Origin of the sequence: Streptomyces sp. BK239 (genome assembly GCF_004217285.1) — a bacterium.
Taxonomy (GTDB): Bacteria; Actinomycetota; Actinomycetes; order Streptomycetales; family Streptomycetaceae; genus Streptomyces.
The window spans coordinates 456145-477095 of sequence record NZ_SHKS01000005.1 but is presented as its reverse complement, the minus strand read 5'-3'; the positions used below and the strand labels follow the sequence as shown (position 1 = coordinate 477095).

General features: G+C 70.5%; 10 protein-coding genes. 5 read left to right on the top strand and 5 right to left on the bottom strand.

Annotated elements, in window-relative coordinates:
* Positions 1-124: 124 nt before the first annotated feature.
* The 3 genes from EV567_RS18555 to EV567_RS18545 all read right to left on the bottom strand — a co-directional run bounded on the left by EV567_RS18555 (position 125) and on the right by EV567_RS18545 (position 12595).
* Entirely contained in the window at positions 125-10741 is a 10617-nt protein-coding gene (locus tag EV567_RS18555) for a LamG-like jellyroll fold domain-containing protein (protein ID WP_242620883.1), read from the bottom strand.
* Positions 10742-10925: 184 nt separating this feature from the next.
* Positions 10926-11543, bottom strand: a complete 618-nt coding sequence (locus tag EV567_RS18550; protein ID WP_242620882.1) for a BMP family ABC transporter substrate-binding protein — start codon at positions 11541-11543, stop codon at positions 10926-10928.
* A 335-nt stretch (positions 11544-11878) separates the two neighbouring features.
* Complete coding sequence (locus EV567_RS18545) at positions 11879-12595, bottom strand: PH domain-containing protein (RefSeq protein WP_130441400.1); 717 nt, start codon at positions 12593-12595, stop codon at positions 11879-11881.
* A 668-nt stretch (positions 12596-13263) separates the two neighbouring features.
* Here EV567_RS18545 and EV567_RS18540 point away from each other — a divergent pair.
* From EV567_RS18540 to EV567_RS18525, 4 genes are all read left to right on the top strand, one after another.
* The gene (locus EV567_RS18540; protein WP_130441398.1) at positions 13264-14067 is read left to right on the top strand and encodes an IPT/TIG domain-containing protein; all 804 of its coding nucleotides are present in this window, start codon (positions 13264-13266) and stop codon (positions 14065-14067) included.
* 1054 nt (positions 14068-15121) lie between these two features.
* On the top strand, positions 15122-16084 hold the full coding sequence (deoC, locus tag EV567_RS18535; protein WP_130441707.1) for a deoxyribose-phosphate aldolase: 963 nt from the start codon (positions 15122-15124) through the stop codon (positions 16082-16084).
* A 5-nt stretch (positions 16085-16089) separates the two neighbouring features.
* Positions 16090-17547 carry an aldehyde dehydrogenase family protein gene (locus EV567_RS18530; protein WP_130441396.1) on the top strand — a complete coding sequence of 486 codons (1458 nt, stop codon included), beginning with the start codon at positions 16090-16092 and terminating at the stop codon, positions 17545-17547.
* A complete protein-coding gene (locus tag EV567_RS18525; protein WP_130441394.1) occupies positions 17548-18456 on the top strand; it encodes an aldehyde dehydrogenase family protein in 909 nt (302 codons plus the stop codon).
* A gap of 87 nt (positions 18457-18543) precedes the next feature.
* Here EV567_RS18525 and EV567_RS18520 read toward each other — a convergent pair whose 3' ends face one another.
* Complete coding sequence (locus EV567_RS18520; protein WP_130441392.1) at positions 18544-18948, bottom strand: hypothetical protein; 405 nt, start codon at positions 18946-18948, stop codon at positions 18544-18546.
* Between the two features lie 59 nt (positions 18949-19007).
* On the opposite strand from EV567_RS18520, the gene EV567_RS18515 reads away from it, so the two are divergent.
* A complete protein-coding gene (locus EV567_RS18515; RefSeq protein WP_130441390.1) occupies positions 19008-19715 on the top strand; it encodes a uridine kinase in 708 nt (235 codons plus the stop codon).
* A 293-nt stretch (positions 19716-20008) separates the two neighbouring features.
* On the opposite strand, the gene EV567_RS18510 is transcribed toward EV567_RS18515, so the two are convergent.
* Positions 20009-20773, bottom strand: coding sequence for a SigE family RNA polymerase sigma factor (locus EV567_RS18510; RefSeq protein ID WP_130441388.1), 765 nt, complete (start codon positions 20771-20773; stop codon positions 20009-20011).
* Positions 20774-20951: the final 178 nt, after the last annotated feature.

The window sequence follows — 20951 nt, the reverse complement described above, 5'->3', positions numbered from 1 at the left end:
GGAATCTGCGCGGGTTGAATACTTTAGGCATCCGCCATGGTGGTGTCGGCGCCCGGTTCGGGCTCAGCCAATATTCGATCACCCCAGGACCACTCGACGGTCCCGTTCACGTCAAATTCTGCGCCTACCGGCAGCCGCATAGTTCCTCTTCCGGACGCAGGGGCCGCGGCAGCTTTGCCCAGTTACGGAAAGCCTGCCCTGTCTTCGGATTGACATGCTTCAACATGTCGAGAATGTGTGGAGCCGGTATGCCGGCATGCGGGGCAGAGTCGGGGTCGATATCCGCACGTTGAGCAATCGCACCCTCGTCGTCATATCTTGCGTAAGCGGTGACCGTCCCATCCTCCTTCTGACGGTAAAGAACTTCACCGGGTTTGGCGGTCTTGGGGAAGCGTCCGCTCACGTGCCGCGCGCCCGAGAGGCTCAGCCCACCGGTATCACAATTGTGAACAAGTACGGGGGTGGCGCCTGCGAGCACATGGTACGTGTGCAGGCTCTCGACACTCAGGTCGTACGTGACCCTCTGCGCCGTGTACGACTTGATCTCGACGATCGGGGTCGCCGCCCCGTCGGCGTTCTGGAGGGTCTGGCCCGCCTTGAGGTCGCCCGCCTGGGTCCAGCTGTTGCGGCTCACCTCGTAGAACTGGTGGTGCTTGGTGGTCTGGATCGTCTTCTTGCCGGCCTTGGTGGCTACGACGACGTCGACGTAGTCACGGTCGGTCTTGGTGACGATGACCGCCTTGACCCGGTGCTTCTCCTTCTTCTTCTTGCCGGGTTCCGCCGTGAGGACGTAGTCGCCGGCCTTGACCTGCGAGATCTGCTTGACCGTGCCGTCGGCCATCAGCACACCGGTCAGACCGGTGAAGCTGTGCTTCGCGGGGACGCGGCAGCTTGCCCCCGGCGTCTCGTCGTCGGCCTTGGACGACTTGCCCTTGCCGCCGTACTTGCTCGCCGCCGCTCCGAAGATGCCGCCGACGACCGCGCCCGTCGCCGTCGCCTTGGCCGCGCCGCTCGCACTGCAGCCTTCCTCGCTCGCCGCGCAGCTGATGCCGTAGCCGACCGCGCCCTCGGCGGCGCCGCCCGCGGAGCCCATGGCCGCGCCCTGCGCCACCTTGCCGCCGACGCCCGCCAGCAGGCGACCGACCGCGCCAGAGGCCGCGCCGCCCACAGCGCCGCCGACGGCCCCGGTCAGGCCGCCGATCGCCATCGAACCGAGGAGCCCGCCGACCGACTTGGGGCCGTCGCTCATCATGTAGCCGACGCCGTTGGCCGCCGCGCCCGCCAGGGCCGCGCAGGCCAGGGCGCCACCGCCCAGAGTGGCTCCCGTGCAGCCGGCGAAGACCACCACACCCACAGCAACCGAGACGATGGTCGCCGCGTGCTGCTTGACGTAGTTCGCTGAGGCCTTCGCTGCCTTCTTCAGGCCCCGGCCGATCTTCTTGGCCGCCTTCTTTCCGGCCGCGACCGCCTTCTTGGCGACGTGTTTGACGGTTTTGGCGACCGCTCGAACTGTCCGCTTGGCCTTCTGGACCACGCGGTGGACCTGGCGTTTGGCGTACTTGTAGGTCCGCTTGGCGTATCTCTTGACCTTCTTGACGCTGTCCTGGACGTACCGCACCGCCTTGCGCACCGCACGGTGCGCCTTGCGTGCCACCTTCTTGACCGCGCGCTTGACGGCCTTCGCGACCTTGCGGACCTTCTTCGCGGCCTTCTTGACCGCTGCCTTGCCCTTCTTCCACGTCGACTTGACGGCCGACTTGGCCTTCTTCGTGGCCTTCTTGACGGTCTTCTTGAAGCTCTTCACCAGGCCGCCGATGGACCAGTGGCCCGTCGGGTCCATCTCCGTCATCGGGTTCTGGTTGGCGAAGGAGTAGCGGTTGGCGTTCACCGACGCCGGCAGCGGGCTGTTGGACACCGTGTCCCGGCTGTTGAACTGCCCGGTCTCCGGCGAGTACCAGCGCGCGGCCATGTTGACCTTGGCCGTCTGCGGGTCGGTCCAGCCCGACTGGTAACCGAGGTTGCCCAGCATGCCGGTGGTGGCGGTGACCTTGCCGAACGGCGCGTACGTCGTCGAGCCGGACAGCGTCTCGGCGGCGTCGGTGAACTGGGCCACCACGTCGTCGTGGAGGTCGGTCCACACCAGCACCGACGACAGCGCCGTCTTCACACCCGCGAGCGAACCGTCCGCCCCGCGGCTGTAGACGGCGTGACCGTCGGAGGCCACGTCGTTGCCGAGACCGCTGTAGCGGAAGGAGAAGGCCTCGGCGCCGGTCCCGTCCTTGGCGCTGAGCACCCGGTCGAGGCCGTCGTAGGCGTACGTGCGGTCGCCCTCGCTGATCACGCGGTTGAAGGCGTCCGCCTTGACCGACGTCTGCACGCCGCCCTCGTCCGTCGTGGTCTTCATCGTGCCGCGCGCGGTGTACGCGTACGTGGAGTGCCCGTCCGATGTGAGGCGGTTGCGGGCGTCGTAGGTGTAGGTGTCGCCGCCGACGCGGGTGCGGTTGCCCGAGGCGTCGTAGCCGTAGACCTCCGTTGACGTCCCGTTGTTCCACGACGTCAGGCGGTTCGCCCAGTCGTAGGTGTAGGTGTTCGTGGACGCGCCGGCGACTCCCGTCGTCGTCTTCGACGTCAGGTTGTCGTTCTCGTCCCAGCCGTACGCGAGGGACGCCACCGTCTTGCCGGTGGGCGAGGTCAGCTTCTCCGACGTCGGCCGTTGCAGCGCGTCGTAGGAGAACTCCCGCTTGGCCTTTCCGTCGCCCAGGTCGATCTGCTTGACCTTGTTGTCGACGTCGTAGACGTACGTCATCGTCGAGCCGGTGGCGCCGTCGACCTGCGTCCTGAGGCGGCCGGCCGTGTCGTAGGCGTACGTCGAGGTGCCCGAGGCGTCCGTCCGGGACGTCATCGCGCCGTCGCCGTCATAGGCGAAGGACGAGGAGCCGGACGGCCCCGACGTCGACAGGAGCAGGCCCCGGTCGTCGTACGTGAACGTGTCCCTGCCGGTGTCGGAGTCCGTGCCCGTCACCGAGGTGACGCGGTCGTCGGCGTCGTAGGCGTAGGTGTGGTCGACCGTCTCGGCCTCCGCACCCGTGCCCGACTGCTTCACCAGCCGGCTCTTGGCGTCGTACTCCTGGGTGACGACCACTCCGCCCGGGGAGCGCTGCTCCCTGGCCCGGCCGGCCGCGTCGTACACCGTGGTGAAGGTGCGGTCGGCGAGGTCGGGGTGGGCCGGGGTGGACGGTTCGATCACCGACTCGGGCAGCCCCCACGTGTTGTAGGTCGTGATGAACGGGTTGCCGCGGCCGTCGGTGAAGCGCGTGGGGTTGCCCGCCACGTCGTAGCCGTAGGTCGTGGTGATGGAGTCGGTGGCCGAGACGGGTTCGACCGCCTTGGTGACCAGGCCCGTCGGGTCGTAGGTGTACGTGGTGCTGTGCCCGCGGGGATCGGTCACCGACACCGCGTTGCCCGCACGGTCGTAGGCGGTGCTGCTGGTGCGCAGGACCGCGCCCGCGGTGTCCAGGTCGCTGGTCGCGGTCAACTGACCGTAGCCGTTGTAGGTGTTGCGGGTGCTGGTGCCGTCGGGGTTCGTCGCGGTGAGGACGTCGCCGTCCATGGTGTAGGTGAACTTGGAGGTGTTGCCGGCGCCGTCGGTCACCTCCGTGACCTCGCCGAGCGCGTTGTACTTGTAGGACTCGGCAACCCCTGCCGCGCTCACGGTCCGGGACAGGTCGCCGCCCGGCGCGTCGTACTCGTTGATCGACGTGTACGCCCGCTGCGTCGGCTGCCGCACGACGTCCGTGCTGGTCAGCTCACGGCCGAGGTAGTCCCACGTCGACTCCTCGCGCGCCCCGCCGGGCCGGGTGGCCGACAGCAGGTCGCCGTTGGTGGAGTAGACGAACGTGGACTTGCCGCCGCCGGGTTCGGTGACCGAGGCCACGTCGCCGAGCTGGGTGTAGGTGTACGTCGTGCGGTTGCCCAGCGGGTCGACCTCCGCGGTGACCTGGCCGAGCTTGTTGTACTCGTTCCAGGAGGTCGCGGTGACCGGGGCGCCGGCCCCCGGCGCGGTGTAGCCCGGGGACGTGGTGGAGGTCTCCTGACCCTCCGCGTCGTAGGCGACGGTCGTGACGTTGCCGAGCGGGTCGGAGGTCTCCGTCGTCTCGCCGAAGGTGTTGTAGCCCGTCATCGAGATGGGGCGGACGGAGGTGGCCGCGCCGCCTCCGGTCTCCGCGTCGACGGCGGGTTCGGTGACCGTGGTCTGCTGGGCCGCCTCGTCGTAGCCGTAGTCGGTGGTGTTGCCGGCCGGGTCGGTCATCGACGTGGGCAGGCCGCGCTGGTCCAGCTTCCACGTCGTGGTGCGGACCGAACTGCCCGCCGCGGGAAGCGTGCCGCCGTACACCGCGGACACCTGGGAGGCGGTCAGCGCCTCGCCGTAGACCTGGACGTCGGCGATGGCGGCCTGCGTGTTCTCGGCGTAGACGCCGTTGTACAGACGCCGTCCGAGCTGGAGCGGCCCGGTTGCCTCCCAGGGGGTGGTGAAGGCGGTCGTCGTCCCGGACTGGGCGCCGTTGACGTACAGCTTCAGCGACGCGGAGGCCTGGTCGTACACACCGGTGAGGTGGGTCCAGACGCCCGACGTCACCGCCGAGGTGCCCGAGGCGGCGCGAATGGTCGCCGCGTCGGTCGCGTCGGCCGCGTGCCGGTTGAAGGTCCAGCCGTACGCCGTGGAGTAGTACAGCTGGAAGCCGCTGGCGGTCTTGCCGTCCTGGGCGACGACGTCGCTGTTGGCGCTGGTCGAGTTGAGCTTGACCCACGCCGACACGGTGAAGCTGCCACCGGTGTTGACGGCCGGGCCGCTCGACTGGGCGTAGGAGCCCGCGCCCTTGATGACGACCGCTCCGCCCTTCTCGGTGGAGCGGCTCACGGCGCTCGTCAGCGTCAGCTTGTTGTTGCCGCCCGAGGAGTCCTGGGCGGTGAGGCCGCTGGTCTCGGACAGCTTCCAGCGGGCCACCGGGGCGGTGGTGCCGTCGTGGACGGTGGTGCCGGTGATGTTGCCGAGGTTGTCGTAGCGGGTGTCGACGCGGTCGGTGTCGCCGGTCGCCGGGTCGGTCTCGGACTCGGTCACGGCGTTGTCGTCCGGGTCGTAGGAGACCTTCGTGGTGCGGTTGACGCCGGTCGGGTCGAGCACCGACGAGGTGACGCGGTCGGCGGCGTCCACCGCGAACGTGGTGGTGGTGCGGCCGTCGTTGGTGACCTGCTTGATCAGGTTGCCGGCCAGGTCGTAGGTGTTGTCCTGCTCGACGAACTGCTTGCCGGTCGCCGGATCCTTGCGCACGACGGACGCCGCGAGGCCGTCGTCGGTGTAGGTGTACGCCGTCACCCAGCCCATGGCGTCGGTCAGGGAGGCGAGGCGTCCCGCCGGGTCGTAGGCCCGGGACTCCTGGACCAGGGTGCTCGGCGACTTCGGGTCGTTCGGGTCGCCGGTGTGGTTCAGCAGGCTGGTGGTCAGCGGCCGGCTCTCGGCGTCGAAGGTGTAGACGTTGACGTTGCCCTCGGGGTCGGTCTCCTTCACCTTGTTGCCGTAGACGTCGTACTCGAAGGACGTGGTGTCGCCGCCCGGGTCGGTCCGCGAGGCGAGCCGGTTGTAGGCGTCGTACGTCATCGACGTGGTGCGCGAGGCGTCTCCGCCGGTCAGGTCGGCGACGGTCTGCGACAGGATGTTGCCGTCGTCGTCGAAGACCGTGGTCGACTTCGCCTGGTGCCTGGCGCCGGTGACGCGGTTGGTGACCTGGGGGCTGGTCTCGGTGACGACCTGGTCGTTCTTGTCGTACGTCCAGGAGGTGGTGAGGCCGCTCGGCTGGGCGTCGGAGATCTCCGTCTTGCTGCTCTGCCTGCCGATGTCGTCGTAGGTGTACCTGACCTTCGCGCCGTTGGCGTCGACGGCCTCGGCGAGGTCTCCGTTGGCGAAGTAGACGTACTTGGTCCGCTTGCCGCCGGGAGTGGTCACCGTGTCCATCAGGCCGGCCGGCGCGAGGGCCGTGCCGCCCTCGGCGGCCGGCGTCGACGACGTGGTGTAGGTCGTGGACGCCGTACGGCCGCCCGGGTGACCGGGCACGGGCGGGCCGGTGACGGTGAGCAGGTTGCCGCCGGCGTCGTAGGTGTAGCTGGTCAGGTACGTGTTGTCGGCGGCGGACGCGGAGCGCGCGTCCCGCTCGGTGAGGAGCAGGTCGTTGCGCGGGTCCATCGCCGGGAAGGCGGTGGTGGCGTCGGGGTAGTACGTGTAGTACTCGGTGGCGCACTTGCCGGCGGCCGTGTCCTGGCAGTCGGTCTGCGAGACCGTGTTGCCGCGGACGTCGTGACCGGTGATGCTCCGGTTGCCGTTGGCGTCGGTCACCGTGTGCAGGAAGCCGGAGGTGTCGTAACCGTACGTGGTCCGCTTGCCGTTGGTGTCGATCGCGGCCAGCGGACGGTTGCCCATCTCCGCGTCGTACACGTAGGTCAGGGTCTTGTCGGTCGGGTCGGTGAGCGTGACCGTGCGCACCGGTGCGACGCCGGACGACGCCTTGTAGGCGGACCAGTGCTGCTCGACCTGGTCCTCGGTGAGGGCGTGGTCGTAGGCCGCGACCTCGGCGATGGAGCCGTTGAAGAAGCTCACGTCGCCGGGCGAGCTGAACCACCTGTTGAAGCCCGCGCCGACGAACGTGCGGGTGTTGGACTGGTCGTTCACCCCGCTCGCGAGTTCGCCCTGCTTGACGCCGTCGACGTACAGGGTCTGCTTGGCGCCGTCGGCGGTCAGGACCGCGTGGTGCCAGACGTTGTCGGTGACCGCCTTCGTGGACCCGAAGTCGGCGTTCGCGGTGCCCGAACTCCACCAGTGGCCGCGCAGCTTGCCGTCCGCGCCGACGTACAGCGTGGGGGTCCAGGTGCCCGACGGGGCCGACAGGGTCGGCGGCTGCGACTGGTCGGACAGGAGTGTGCCGGGCTTGGCGGTCTTGAACCACAGCTCGACGGCGCGGGCCGAGGAGCCGTGCCAGGGGGTGTACGGGATCTCGGCGTAGGAGGAGGTGCCGTTGAAGGAGGCTGCGGTCACGTCACCGGCGCCGAACGGGCCGGCCACGCCCTGCGTGACGGTGCTGTTGGTGCCGAAGCCCGTGTGCACCTCGTTCGCGGCCTGCGGCGCGCCGAGGGTGTCGGCGAGGCGCCAGTACCCGGTCGGCGCGGAGCCCATGACCGCGGAGCGGTACACCTGCGAGGAGCCGGTGACGGTGGACGGGTTGAGCTTCCAGACGCCGCCGTCGCCGTCCGTGACCTGCTGGACGAGGTCGTCGGTCGTCCCGTACGCGACCTTCGCCCGGACCTTGCCGCCGGGCGTGGTGATCTTGTCGAGCAGTCCGGTGGACCGCTTGGCGGCCTGGTACTGCGCGGTGATCGCCGACGGGTCGAGGGGCTCCGAGTAGATCGCCGCCTCGGCCATCTGGCCGGTGTAGTGCCCGAGCTTGTCGTCCGGGTTCATCGCCGGCCAGCCGTGGGTGTTCACACCCGCGCCGAGCGAGATCCAGGGCTGCTCCCAGTCGTTGATCGTGCCGGTCAGCGAGCCCTGGGAGACGCCGTCCAGGTACAGGGTCTGGCTGCTGGCCTGACCCGTGAGGACCGCGTTGTGCCACTGGCCGTCGGTGACCGTGGCGGTGGAGACGGCGGTGGGGCTGCAGCTCGGCGACATGGCGAGGCAGCCGCGCAGCTTGCCGTCGGTGCCGACGTAGACCGCCGGGGTGTTCTTGGTCGTGTTGGCGACCGGGTCCGAGTCGCTGAGCGGCTTGTCGCCGTAGTAGAAGAGGACGCCTCCGGGCGTGGTGGTCTTGAACCACAGGGAGACCGTCATGTACGACGGCGTCGCGCCGGGCGCGGACGGCATCTCGACGTAGGACGTGGTGCCGTTGAAGGTGGCCGTCTTCTGGGTCGAGCCCGCCAGCAGGGAGGATCCGCCCAGGGTCACGTCGTGGTAAGTGCCGTTGTAGCGGCCCTGGTTGGTGTCTACCGTGTCCTTGGCGACGGTCGTGCCGCTCGTCTCGCCGAGCCGCCAGTAGGCGTAGGGGTCGGCGTCGAGGACGGTGGTGCGGTAGTGGTTGCCGGTGGCGTAGCCGTACGTGGTGCACCTGGCCGGGCTCGCGGGCGGGCAGACCGAGGTGAGCTGGTCGCCGGAGTAGCCGTACTTCCACGTCTGGACGGTGGTCGCGTCGCTCTTGACCGAGGGGTCGGTGGCGACCGAGTCGACGTGCGCGGCGCTCGCGCCGGCGGGGGTCGTCCAGGTCAGCGTCAGGGACCGCTTGGCCGTGCTGTTGGTGATCTTCGTCAGCTGCTTGGAGGCGTTGTAGGTGAACGTCTCGGCGCGGCCGGCGTAGTCCTTGATGCCGGAGATGGCGTACGTGCCCGCCTTGGCCGTGGCCTGCTTGAAGGCGTACTCGGTGAACTCCTTGTCCGTCAGCGTGTATCCGCCGGTCACCGCGAGCAGCCGGGCGTAGCGGCCGAGCGGGGGCTGGAACGTGCCGTCGGTGTTGCGGCCGAAGGCGACCTGCTCACCGCCGGGGTAGGTGACGGTCACGCTGGTGACGGTGCCGGAGGGGTCCTTGACCTCGGCGGCCTTCATGTCGGCGACCGTCGACCAGCCGGCGCCGAAGGCCTGGTCGGTGCGCGGGTCGAGGCTGTTGTAGGAGCGGTCGATCTGGAGCGAGGGGCCGACGACCTCGACGTCCGCGTCGGTGTCGTCGGTGGTGTAGTTGCCGTCCGAGGGGTCGAAGTCGTGCCCGTCGGTGTTCTGGGCGAGGCCCGAGGTGACCGGCGGCTGCGGCACGGCGGTGGTGAAGCGGCTGGAGTAGGTCACTTCCTGGTAGCCGTCGGTCACGCCGACGTACCAGGCGTAGTTCTTGGACCACTTGAGCTTGCCTGCGGGGATCTTCCAGCTGCCCTTGGCCAGGGCGCCGGACGTGACGACGGGGGTGGTGCTGCCGGAGTCGGCGTCGTACACCTCGAAGGTGTAGGTCAGCGTGGGGTTGGGCCACTTGTCGGCGTCGCTGGCGTAGACCAGCAGTTCCGGCTGGAGGGTGTTGGCCTGGAAGTTCTCCGGGGGGTACTGGGCGTTGACCTGCGGCTGGGTGTTGGCCGCGTAGGTCAGGTCGAGCGAGGGGCGCATGGCGGCGTTCGCCGAGTCGTCGGAGTGGAACCGCTTCCAGTGCAGTCCGTCGGACGTCGGCGCGGCCAGCGCCAGGCCGTAGTTGGCGCCGCCGGTGGCGACCTGCGTGAACCAGGGCGTCGACAGCGTGACGGGCATCTTCACACCGACGTCGGTGCTGCCGTCGCTGTTGCTGCACGAGGCGCCGGGGGCGACGGTCGCCGTGCCGATGGCGGCGGCGTAGGCGGGGCCGGGGTAGGCGGTGGTCGTCGAAGGCGACCAGGACTGCGTCACCGGGTACACCGAGAACGGCTTCGCGGTGCACGACGAGGACCACAGCGCGTACACGTTGAGGGTCGCGGCGGAGACCTTCTGTCCGGCGATCTTGGAGCTCAGCGTGGAGAACTGCAGGAACGAGTTGGCCTTGTTGGCGCCCGAGTCGTACGAACCGACCTTGATCTGGGACTCGTTGGAGCGGTTGATGCTCGCGTCGGACTGCACGTACGTCGCCTCGCTGGAGGCGACGACCGTCGTGGGGTCGACGGTGACGGGGTAGACCCGCTCGGGGTCGTCCAGCCAGGCCCGGTCGGCGGTCATCCGCAGCGCCGGCTCGCCGTCCACGGTGGTGAGTTCGTAGGAGACCTGCTGCGAACGCGTGCCCTCGCCCGAGCGGGGGTCGACACGGGAGTCGACCATGAAGGCGTGCGGGATGCTCGCGGTCACCTTGCCGTCGGCGCCGGTGAACTCCACGTCACCGTTGGCGGCGAGGCGCGGGGTCAGTCCCTTGGCGTCCAGCCGGAACACCCAGGAGTCGGCCGCGTCCTTGGAGTGCAGGACGACGTTCTCCTTGAACCCGTCGGCGGTGGGGACGAGTTCCACGTCGGTGCCGGGCAGGACGCCGGCGTAGACGAGGGTGCCGTCGCGCTTCTCGGCCGCCGTGACCTCGCGGGCGCCCTGGAGGGTGTACGACAGCGCGCGGCCGTCGCCGAGTTCGACGGAGGCCAGTTGCTCGTCGCCTGTGTCCGGGGCGAACTCGACGTCGAGGGAGTTGGCTTCCTGCGAGAACCGCCCGTCCGCGTCCTTGACCAGGGCGGTGTCGATGGGCTGCCAGGTGCCGTCGGTGTCCTTGAAGTTGGCCCGGCCGGTGTAGTGGCGGACCGTGGTGGAGCCGTCGGCGTTGACGAAGTAGTCCGAGGTGGCAGTGGACTTGGCCGCGTCGCGCTCGCTGGTGGCGGGGTCGAAGCTCTTCGCCGTGGCGGTCGCGGAGCCGGTCGTGACCTTGTCGGTCTGATCCACGGGCCGTTCGTACGCGTCGAGTTCCCCCTTGCCCTCGCCGGGCGCGTGGCCCACCCCGTCGTCGGCGCTGGTGGCGGCGGTGGAGGCGGTGTGGCTCTTGCCCTCGGCGGTGCCGCCCTGCTGGTCGGGCGTGTCGAGCGGCGACTCGCCGGCCCACTCCCACAGACCGGACAACGACAGCTTCGGCATGCTCACTGCGGGCAGCGTGGCACCGGTCGCCGCCGCCGTCTCGGTGGTGAGCGTGAAGGAGAAGAACACGAGAACAGATAGCGCCGTGGTCCTCATCCTGCCCCTGCCGGTACGACCCGGCGGAAACAGGCGAGCACCACGCCCCCGTTGCTTGCGCATGGACAGCCTTTACGTGGTCCTTACAGAACCTCGCAAGGTTTGCCTATTCGCGAACAAAATTTCTACACAGGATCCCCATGTTTATATGATCTTTACTGACTGGTGATCAGTTTGCGGCTGTTCACGGCCTCTTGTCCGACGCGGCGTCACGGATCTCCCGCACCACCGCGGCCTCGAGCCCGTCACCCGGCGGTACGGCGGTGACGTTGCTCTTCGCCGTCGCCACTGCCTCGCCGACCACGACGAAGGGCAGCGAAGGATGCTGTCCCGCGACGGCTCGGACGGCCTGCGCCTGCGGTACGCCGACCGTCAGGACGATCTCGCACTGCCGCTGCACGAGCCCGTTGAGGAACGGCCGGGCGTTGGCCGCCGACTGCTCCCCCGTGACCGGCACATAGCTCACCCTGGCCCGGGTCTCCTCGGACGCCTGCTGCATCCCCTCCCACACCGAGGCGGCGACCGTCCCCTGGGCTATGCCGTCCGCACCGGTCAACAGGCAGGCGTCGACGTCCCGGTACTGCCGCGCCCTCGGATCGGGGGGCCGGTTCGCGCCGTCGTCCCCGCCGAAGAGCAGCCACAGGCCACCCGCCAGGGCGAGCAGCGCGACGGCCACACCGCCCACCAGCCGGCCGCGGCGGCCCCGCACCAGGCCGGCCACCCGGTTCACCAGGGCCGGGGCCCACGCCCCGGGCGCGGAGTTCTGCTTGCTGTTGCTGCGCCAATTGCGCCGGGTCTTCATAGGAAGGCCCCCTCGATTCTCAAAACGGTGCGCCTGAGCACCGGTGACTGACTGGACGGCGGGCCTCGCGAGCCCGATCGGGCGGCGCGGGGTCCGCGCCGGCGATAGCACCCGCAACGGCGCGCCCGCGGCAGGCTCACCCCGGACGGGCACGTTCGCGGGCGCACAGCCCACGCGGCAAGCTGACGCGTACGGATCACGCGGCACGCCGACCGCGGGGCCGGGCGCGGCAGACGTCAGCCGATCGCGCCAGGGCGTCGCCCCCAGGGCCCTCGCCGGGCGCGGGGGTGTCGCGTCGCGGACCCTCGGCGGTGGGAGGCGTGTCGCGTCGTGGTTCAGCCCAGGCCGAACAGGATGCCCAGGAGCACCGCGCCCGCCGCCGCGGGGCCCATGATCTCCCAAGCCCAGCGGATCGTCACCTCGCCCTGCGCGCCGGCCGCCTTCTCGCGCACCTCGCGCAGGAGCCGCAGCTCGTGGATGATCTTGTCGCCCTCGGCTCTCACCGGGCCCTCGGGAACGCCCGTACCGGTGCGCGCGTTCGCGCCGCGCGCTGTCGGTTCGCCGGCGCCGAACCCGCCAAGGCCGCCGGTTCGACGGCCGCCGCCGCGTCCCTCGCGGTCCGCCTCCGCCTTGGCCTCCTGCCGGTGCGCCTTCTTGCGGGCGCGCAGGGAGACCGGGATCGCCCACAGCTGGAACTTCGCCCCGGCGTGGGTGACGACCTCGTTGGAGTAGCCGGACCGGAGGGAGTCGACCTCGCCCCAGGGCAGTGCGATCACCCGGAACGGGTTGCGCACGCGCAGCCGGTCGTCGTTGGCGTACACCGCGGGGCGGAGCGTGAACGCGACGATCAGGGGCACCAGAAGGAGCAGCGTCGCCAGTGCCAGCCACGGCGTGCGGCCCTTGCCGACGAGGATCGCGTCGAGGCCGAGCCAGCCGACGAGCCCGAGCAGCAGCACTCCGGCCGCGATGCCGGCGGGGGACCGGTAGATGCGGTCCTTGGACTCGGGCGCCGGGGGCCGCGGTGCTGGTGACTGGTCTTCCGGGGTCGTCATGCTCCCGATTCTGCCGCAGGGCCCCTCGGCGGGCCGACCCGCCCGGACGGCGGGCGCCGGAGCGGCGGCTGAGCGGCCGAAACCGTCCGTGAGCGGGAACGCCGGTTTCCTCGACCTCGCGGCCCGGCTCCCTCGCACCCTCCGGCTCGTCCCACTCTCCGACGGGCCCCCTCTTCCACATCCGCGCGGGGATGAAACTCCCGCCCCGCCGTGAACAAGGGCGCACACGGGCGCATCGGAAGGCCATTACGGGCCGTACGGCGTCGGCGCAGGTCGCACGCCCCGCCATACGGGTGATGTTCCGTCAGCTCTCTTGTCACTCCCTCACCCGCATGGATCAATGGACATACCGGTGGGCGGCCCATCCCATTCGGGGTAGCGCGTATCCCTGATGCCCGCGACCTGTCTCATGTGCGTCCGTCGCACATGCATCTGCGCCGCAGCCCATGCCCGAGAGCTGGACGACAGGTCTTCGGCGGCTCGTCGAAGGCCGTCACAGCGCCCAGATCGTGGCCTCTGACCCCGGCACCCTGATCGTCCGACGTCCCGACTCGGGCCGTCCCCCCTGCCCGTGCAGCCGTGCCGACCCGGCCCGGAACCACGCCGGCACCCGCGGGGCGCGAGCGACGCACCTCGCACACACCACAACCTCGTCCAGGAGGACAGCCATGTCTGCATCCCTGCTCCCCATCGTGTCGACGCCGACGCTGATCGCCGCCGTGCCCGGCTTCGGGCCGACCGCCGGCGGCAACAGCGTCCTGCTCATCGGCACCAACCTCGGCGGCGCCACCTCGGTCACCTTCGGGGGCACGCCCGCGACCATCGTCTCCCAGGACCTCTTCGGCTTCCTGATCACCGTGGTCGCGCCGCCGCACGCCGCCGGCAACGTGCCCGTCGTGGTGACCACCCCGGCCGGCGCCAGCACGCCCGCGAACTACACCTACGTGGGACCGGTCGTGCCGTCGCCCCCGACGGTCCTCGTCTTCACCCCGCCGACCGGCCCGACGACCGGCGGCACGCCGTTCACGATCGTGGGGACGAACCTCACCGGCGCGAGCGTCACCTTCGGCGGCGTCCCCGCCGTCGGAGTGAACGTCATCGCGGGCGTCCTGCTCACCGGCGTCACCCCGCCGCACGCCGCCGGGAACGTCCCCGTCGTCGTGACCACGCCCGCGGGCAGCACCACCGTCGCCGGCGGGTTCACCTACGTCGGTCTGCCGCTGCCCACGGCGGTCTCCATCACCCCGTCGGTGGGCGCCACCGTCGGCGGCACGCCGATCGCCATCATCGGCACCAACCTCGCCGGGGCCAGCGTGACCATCGGCGGCGTCCCGGCGACCAACGTGGTCGTCGACGTCACCGGCACGGTGCTGGCGGCCATCACGCCGGCCGGAGTGGCCGGTAACGCGGCGGTCGTCGTGACGACCCCGGCCGGGAGTGTGACCGTCTCCGGCGGGTTCACCTACGTGTGACAGACGCGCGTGCGGGCCGGACGGCGATCGACGTCCGGCCCGCACGCGTGCGTGGGGCCCGACACGGTGACCGACGGACCGCCGAACGGATTCCGCTGCTGCAAAATCGATCCTTCCCGGGAGCGTCAAGCTCGGCGGGGCCACCTTCTCCATTAGCGATCGATGACGCGTACACCGGACAATATTGCCGGTAATGGATTAGTGAACCATGCCCGCCCATGGAATGCGCTCCTGAATACGCCCCTCCGATCGGGTGACGGGGACACATATCCCTTGCGGCATATTCCGCATTCTGCGTCACTGGAGGCATCCAACCGGTGGGCAGCCCAACCTCTCCGGGGGGCGCGGTGTCCGGTCCGGCCGCTGTCTGCCTTGCGCGTAGGGCAGCCCAGCATCGGGCTCGACGCCGCGATGGGCACCCCCCGAGAGGAATGGATCCCCCAGCCGGCGTCATTTCCTTGGCGCCGGCTGGGCGGTTGGTCGTCCGTACCGCGAAAGTCCGCGAAACGGCCCCCGGCGGCAGTGAGGGCAATTACCCTCGGTCAAGGCGCGGTAATTCAGGATATCCGCCGGCGTTCGAAACTTCGGCGATGACCTCACCCCTGGTGGCGCTCCCCCTTTATCCGCCATTCCGGCCGGTTCTCGACGGAAGGCCACCGCAGCGCCGGTTCGGCGACGGAAGGACACCGCGGCGCCGGTTCTCAGCGGAAGGACACCGCGGCACCCGTTCCCGACGGGAGGCCACCGCGGTGCCGGTTCTCCGTGACGGCCGCCGCAGCGCCGATTCTTGACGGGAGGCGGCCACCCCGGCACCGGTTCTCAGCGGGAGCCCGCCGAGGCGCCGATCCGACGGGAGGTCGCCGCGGCACCCGATCCCGACGGGAGGTCGCCGCGGCACCCGTTCCCGACGGGAGGTCGCTGCGCACCCGTTCCCACGGAGGCCGCCGCGACACCGACCCTCCACCGGACCCGCCGCACGCCACCCGGGAACCGCCCCGGATCCCCCGCCGGGGTGTACACCCGCTACGCGCGTAGATATGCTCGTCTGGTGACCATGCCCACCAACGCACCCACCGCAGCTCACGCACTCGCGGACGTCACGACGTCCGACAGCTCGCTGCGCCGCTTCCTCCACGGGCTGCCCGGCGTCGACGCGGTCGGCCTGGAGGCGCGCGCCGCATCCCTCGGCACCCGATCCATCAAGACGACCGCGAAGGCGTACGCCATCGACCTGGCCATTTCCATGGTCGACCTGACGACGCTGGAAGGCGCGGACACCCCGGGCAAGGTCCGGGCGCTCGGCGCGAAGGCGGTCCACCCCGACCCCACCGACCGCACCACGCCCGCCACGGCCGCGGTCTGCGTGTATCCGGACATGGTGGCCGCCGCCAAGGCCGCCGTCGCCGGCTCCGGTGTGAAGGTGGCCTCCGTAGCCACCGCCTTCCCGGCCGGCCGCGCCGCGCTCGACGTCAAGCTGGCCGACGTCCGGGACGCCGTCGCCGCGGGCGCCGACGAGATCGACATGGTCATCGACCGCGGGGCGTTCCTCGCGGGCAAGTTCGGCAAGGTGTACGACGAGATCGTCGCCGTCAAGGAGGCCTGCGGCGACTCCGCCCGGCTCAAGGTCATCTTCGAGACGGGCGAGCTGTCGACGTACGACAACATCCGCCGCGCCAGCTGGATCGGCATGCTCGCCGGCGCCGACTTCATCAAGACGTCCACCGGCAAGGTGGCCGTCAACGCGACGCCCGCGAACACCCTCCTCATGCTGGAGGCCGTCCGCGACTTCCGCGACCGGACCGGCGTCCAGGTCGGCGTGAAGCCCGCCGGCGGCATCCGCACCACCAAGGACGCGGTCAAGTTCCTCGTCCTGGTCAACGAGACCGTGGGCGAGGACTGGCTGGACAACCACTGGTTCCGCTTCGGCGCCTCCTCGCTGCTGAACGACCTGCTGATGCAGCGTCAGAAGCTGGCCACCGGCCGCTACTCCGGCCCCGACTACGTGACGGTGGACTGATCACCATGGCATCCGCATTCGAGTACGCCCCGGCTCCCGAGTCCCGCTCGGTCGTCGACATCGCGCCGTCCTACGGCCTGTTCATCGACGGCGAGTTCGCCGACGCGGCGGACGGCAAGGTCTTCAAGACCGTCTCCCCGTCCACCGAGGAGGTCCTCTCCGAGGTGGCCCAGGCCGGCGCCGAGGACGTGGACCGGGCTGTACGGGCCGCCCGCAAGGCGTTCGGGAAGTGGTCGGCACTGCCGGGCTCCGAGCGCGCGAAGTACCTGTTCCGCATCGCCCGCATCATCCAGGAGCGCAGCCGTGAGCTCGCCGTCCTGGAGACGCTGGACAACGGCAAGCCGATCAAGGAGACCCGCGACGCCGACCTGCCGCTGGTCGCCGCGCACTTCTTCTACTACGCCGGCTGGGCCGACAAGCTCGACCACGCCGGTTTCGGGCCCTCGCCCCGGCCGCTGGGCGTCGCCGGCCAGGTCATCCCCTGGAACTTCCCGCTGCTGATGCTGGCCTGGAAGATCGCCCCGGCGCTCGCCACCGGCAACACGGTCGTCCTCAAGCCGGCCGAGACCACTCCCCTGTCCGCGCTGTTCTTCGCGGACATCTGCCGCCAGGCGGGTCTGCCCCGGGGCGTCGTCAACATCCTGCCCGGCTACGGCGACGCGGGCGCCGCGCTCGTCGCCCACCCGGACGTGGACAAGGTCGCCTTCACCGGCTCCACCGCCGTCGGCAAGGAGATCGCCCGCACGGTCGCCGGCAGCCACAAGAAGCTCACGCTGGAACTGGGCGGCAAGGGCGCCAACATCGTCTTCGACGACGCGCCGATCGACCAGGCCGTCGAGGGCATCGTCAGCGGCATCTTCTTCAACCAGGGCCAGGTCTGCTGCGCCGGCTCGCGGCTGCTCGTCCAGGAGTCGATCCACGACGAACTGCTGGAGTCGCTGAAGCGGCGGCTGTCCACCCTGCGCCTCGGCGACCCGCTGGACAAGAACACCGACATCGGCGCGATCAACTCCGCCGAGCAGCTGGCCCGGATCACCGCACTCGCCGACCAGGGCGAGGCCGAGGGCGCCGAGCGCTGGTCGCCGGCCTGTGAACTGCCCACGTCCGGCTTCTGGTTCGCGCCGACGCTGTTCACCAACGTCACCCAGGCGCACACCGTCGCCCGCGACGAGATCTTCGGCCCGGTCCTGTCCGTCCTCACCTTCCGCACGCCGGACGAGGCCGTCGCCAAGGCCAACAACACGCCGTACGGCCTGTCGGCGGGCATCTGGACGGAGAAGGGCTCGCGCATCCTCGCGGTGGCGGGCAAGCTGCGGGCCGGCGTCGTCTGGTCCAACACGTTCAACAAGTTCGACCCCACCTCGCCGTTCGGCGGTTACAAGGAGTCGGGCTTCGGCCGCGAGGGCGGCCGGCACGGCCTGGAGGCGTACCTCGCCCCGTCGAGCCCGGAGGGCGAGCGATAAATGAGCACAGTCGATAAGTCCGAGCAGCAGCGTCTCAGCGTCTTCAAGACCTACAAGCTGTACGTCGGCGGGAAGTTCCCGCGTTCCGAGAGCGGCCGGGTGTACGAGGTGAGCGACTCGAAGGGCAAGTGGCTGGCGAACGCGCCCCTGTCCTCCCGCAAGGACGCCCGGGACGCGGTCGTGGCCGCGCGCAAGGCGTTCGGCGGCTGGGCGGGCGCGACGGCGTACAACCGGGGCCAGGTCCTCTACCGGGTCGCCGAGATGCTCGAGGGCCGCAAGGGCCAGTTCACGCACGAGGTCGCCGACGCGGAGGGCCTGTCGAAGTCGAAGGCCGCCGAGCAGGTGGAGGCGACGATCGACCGCTGGGTCTGGTACGCGGGCTGGACCGACAAGATCGCCCAGGTGCTGGGCGGCGGCAACCCGGTCGCGGGGCCGTACTTCAACCTGTCCTCCCCCGAGCCGACGGGCGTGGTGGCCGTCCTGGCCCCGCAGCAGTCGTCGTTCCTGGGCCTGGTGAGCGTGCTGGCCCCGGTGATCGCGACGGGCAGCACGGCGGTCGTGGTCGCCTCCGAGAAGGCGCCGCTGCCCGCCCTCTCCCTCGGCGAGGTCCTGGCCACCTCCGACGTCCCCGGCGGAGTGGTCAACGTCCTCTCCGGCCGTACGGCGGAGCTCGCGGCGCCCCTCGCCGCACACCAGGACGTCAACGCGATCGACCTCGCGGGCGCGGACGAGGCGCTGGCGAAGGAGCTGGAGATCGCCGCCGCGGACAACCTGAAGCGCGTCCTGCGTCCACAGCCTGTGGACGACTGGTCCGCCACCCCGGGCATCGATCGCATGACGGCGTTCCTGGAGACGAAGACGGTCTGGCACCCGACGGGATCGCTGGGCGCGTCGGGCTCGTCGTACTGACACCCGCGTCGCACGCCGTACAGCGCAGGCCGGGTCTCTCCGCGGAGAGACCCGGCCTGTTCGGGCTGTGTGCCCCGCGGGAGGCGGTCAGGCGCCCAGCAGGCCCGCCGCCTGGCCGACCACCGGCATGCTCCCGAACGACTCCGCCTGGGCCACCGGGCCCGTCAGCATCTGGGACGTCAGGGGCTGGAAGTCGGCGACCTGGGTGCCCACGCCGTTGTCGAGGGGGTCCACCCCGGTGCCGGCGAGGGGGTTGGGCTTGAGGTCCGTGACGGGGCCGGTGGCGTAGCCGACCGCGCCGGTCAGGGCCGCCAGGGCCGCCTGCGGGTCGACCTCGCCCAGGGAGGTGGGGCGGGTCTGCGCCAGGTCCAGGACCGGTGCGGTGTCGGCGGCGGCGGTTCCCGCGCCCACGCCCAGCGCCGCCCCCGCCGTGGCGAGGGCGACCAGGGTGCGCCGGCCGGCGGGGTTCTTGGGGGAAGCGTGTCGTGCCATCGGGGCGCCCGCTTTCTGGTGCGTTCGGTGATCGGGTCGACACGAAGGGTAGTTGGGGTGTGACGCGCGCTGCAAAGCCGACCCGCGGGGTCGTGGCGGGGCCGGTCGATGCCTCACACTGGTGTCCCGTGAGTTCCCATCCGCCCATACCCGCGCGCGTCGTGCTGCTCTGCGGCCCTTCCGGCTCCGGCAAGTCCCTTCTCGCGGCCCGCTCCGGCCTTCCGGTGCTGCGGCTCGACGACTTCTACAAGGAGGGTGACGACCCGACCCTGCCGCTGGTGGCGGGGAGCTCCGACATCGACTGGGACGATCCCGGCTCCTGGGACGCGGACACCGCGATCGCCGCGATCACCGAGCTGTGCCGCACGGGCCGTACGGGCGTCCCCGTCTACGACATCTCCCTCAGCGCCCGCACCGGCGTGGAGTCGGTCGACATCGGGCGGACCCCGCTGTTCATCGCGGAGGGCATCTTCGCCGCCGAGATCATCGGCCGCTGCCGTGAACTGGGCGTCCTGGCCGACGCGTTGTGCCTGAGCCGCGGTCCGGTGACGACGTTCAGGCGGCGCTTCCTGCGGGACTTGAAGGAGGGCCGCAAGTCGGTTCCCTTCCTGCTGCGGCGCGGCTGGCGTCTGATGCGTACCGAACGCTCCATCGTGGCCCGGCAGTCGGCGCTCGGCGCGTACGCCTGCGACCGTGACGAGGCCATGGGCCGCCTGGCCTCGGCGGCGGCGGGCCGGCGCGCGCCGACGACGCGTACGGCGGCCTAGCGGGCGTACGGCGGCCCGCTCCCGACAGCACGGAAGCGGGGCTGGACGGACCCCCCGGCCCTCCAGCCCCGCTTCTTCGTGCTCCCCCGTGTTCCCCCGGTGTTTCCCCCTGTTCCCCCGTGTTTCCCCCGTCCCTGCGCCCGCGTGTCCCCCCGCGGGCGTTGACGGCGTGGTGCGCGGTACCGCTCTCCCGAGCTTCCCCCGTCGGGTCCCCCCGGTACCGCTCCCCCGTGATTCCCTCGTGTTCCCCCGTGCACCGGCTTCCCTGAACGGAGCCGGCTCCCCCGTTCACCTCAGGCGACGAGCTCGCCGAAGGCGTCCTCCTCGTCACGGCCGAAGCTGAGGACCTCGTCCTCGCGCAGCCGGCGGAGCGACCGCCAGATGCTGGACTTCACCGTGCCGACACTGATGCCGAGGATCTCCGCGATCTCCGGGTCGGTGCGGCCCTCGTAGTACCGCAGGACCAGCATCGTGCGCTGGAGTTCGGGCAGCCGGGCCAGCGCCTGCCACAGGACCGCGCGCAGTTCGGTGCCGCGCATCGCGTCCGTGTCGCCGACCGTCTCCGGCAGCTCCTCGGTCGGGTACTCGTTCAGCTTGCGGCGGCGCCACGCGCTGATGTGCAGGTTGGTCATGGTCCGGCGGAGGTAGCCGCCGACCGCGGCCTTGTCGCTGATCCGGTCCCACGCCCGGTAGGTCGAGAACAGCGCGCTCTGCAGCAGGTCCTCGGCCTCGAACCGGTCCCCGGTGAGGTGGAACGCGGTCGCGTACAGGGAGGCGCGGCGCTCCTGGACGTAGGCGGTGAACGCCGCTTCGGCGTCCGCTGCCTCCGCCAGGGAGCGGCGCTCCCCCTGGTCCTCCCCGTACGCGACTCCCCCGTCGGCCGCCCCGGCGCTCTCCCCCGAGCGCCCGTCGACCACGGACATGAAGGTCGTGTGCTGACGTCCGGTGTTGCGAGCGCACCCCCGCACGCTCGTCACACCGGTCTTCTCGGAAACCCGGTGCACGTCGTGCAGACGCGTGACCACTGCGCTGTTGCTCAGCCCGTGCAGCGTGTTCATCTCGCGCCCCCCGTCGTGGACTTCCGGTGTTTCGGTCTCTTGTTCCGTGCGGTTCGCCGCCGGCGTTCCGCTCCCGGTCTCTCGCCTTCCGGCTCGCTTCCGGTCCTGCTTCCTTGCCTGTGCCGAAAAGCTTGCCGGGGTCACTTCATCGCCGTGTCCGCCGACTGTCACAGACCTG

What these genes read in the sequence shown, in the direction of transcription:
- EV567_RS18555 (WP_242620883.1), bottom strand. Translation starts at nt 10,741, where the DNA reads ATGAGGACCACGGCGCTATCTGTTCTCGTGTTCTTCTCCTTCACGCTC.
- EV567_RS18550 (WP_242620882.1), bottom strand. Translation starts at nt 11,543, where the DNA reads ATGAAGACCCGGCGCAATTGGCGCAGCAACAGCAAGCAGAACTCCGCG.
- EV567_RS18545 (WP_130441400.1), bottom strand. Translation starts at nt 12,595, where the DNA reads ATGACGACCCCGGAAGACCAGTCACCAGCACCGCGGCCCCCGGCGCCC.
- EV567_RS18540 (WP_130441398.1), top strand. Translation starts at nt 13,264, where the DNA reads ATGTCTGCATCCCTGCTCCCCATCGTGTCGACGCCGACGCTGATCGCC.
- deoC (WP_130441707.1), top strand. Translation starts at nt 15,122, where the DNA reads ATGCCCACCAACGCACCCACCGCAGCTCACGCACTCGCGGACGTCACG.
- EV567_RS18530 (WP_130441396.1), top strand. Translation starts at nt 16,090, where the DNA reads ATGGCATCCGCATTCGAGTACGCCCCGGCTCCCGAGTCCCGCTCGGTC.
- EV567_RS18525 (WP_130441394.1), top strand. Translation starts at nt 17,548, where the DNA reads ATGAGCACAGTCGATAAGTCCGAGCAGCAGCGTCTCAGCGTCTTCAAG.
- EV567_RS18520 (WP_130441392.1), bottom strand. Translation starts at nt 18,948, where the DNA reads ATGGCACGACACGCTTCCCCCAAGAACCCCGCCGGCCGGCGCACCCTG.
- EV567_RS18510 (WP_130441388.1), bottom strand. Translation starts at nt 20,773, where the DNA reads ATGAACACGCTGCACGGGCTGAGCAACAGCGCAGTGGTCACGCGTCTG.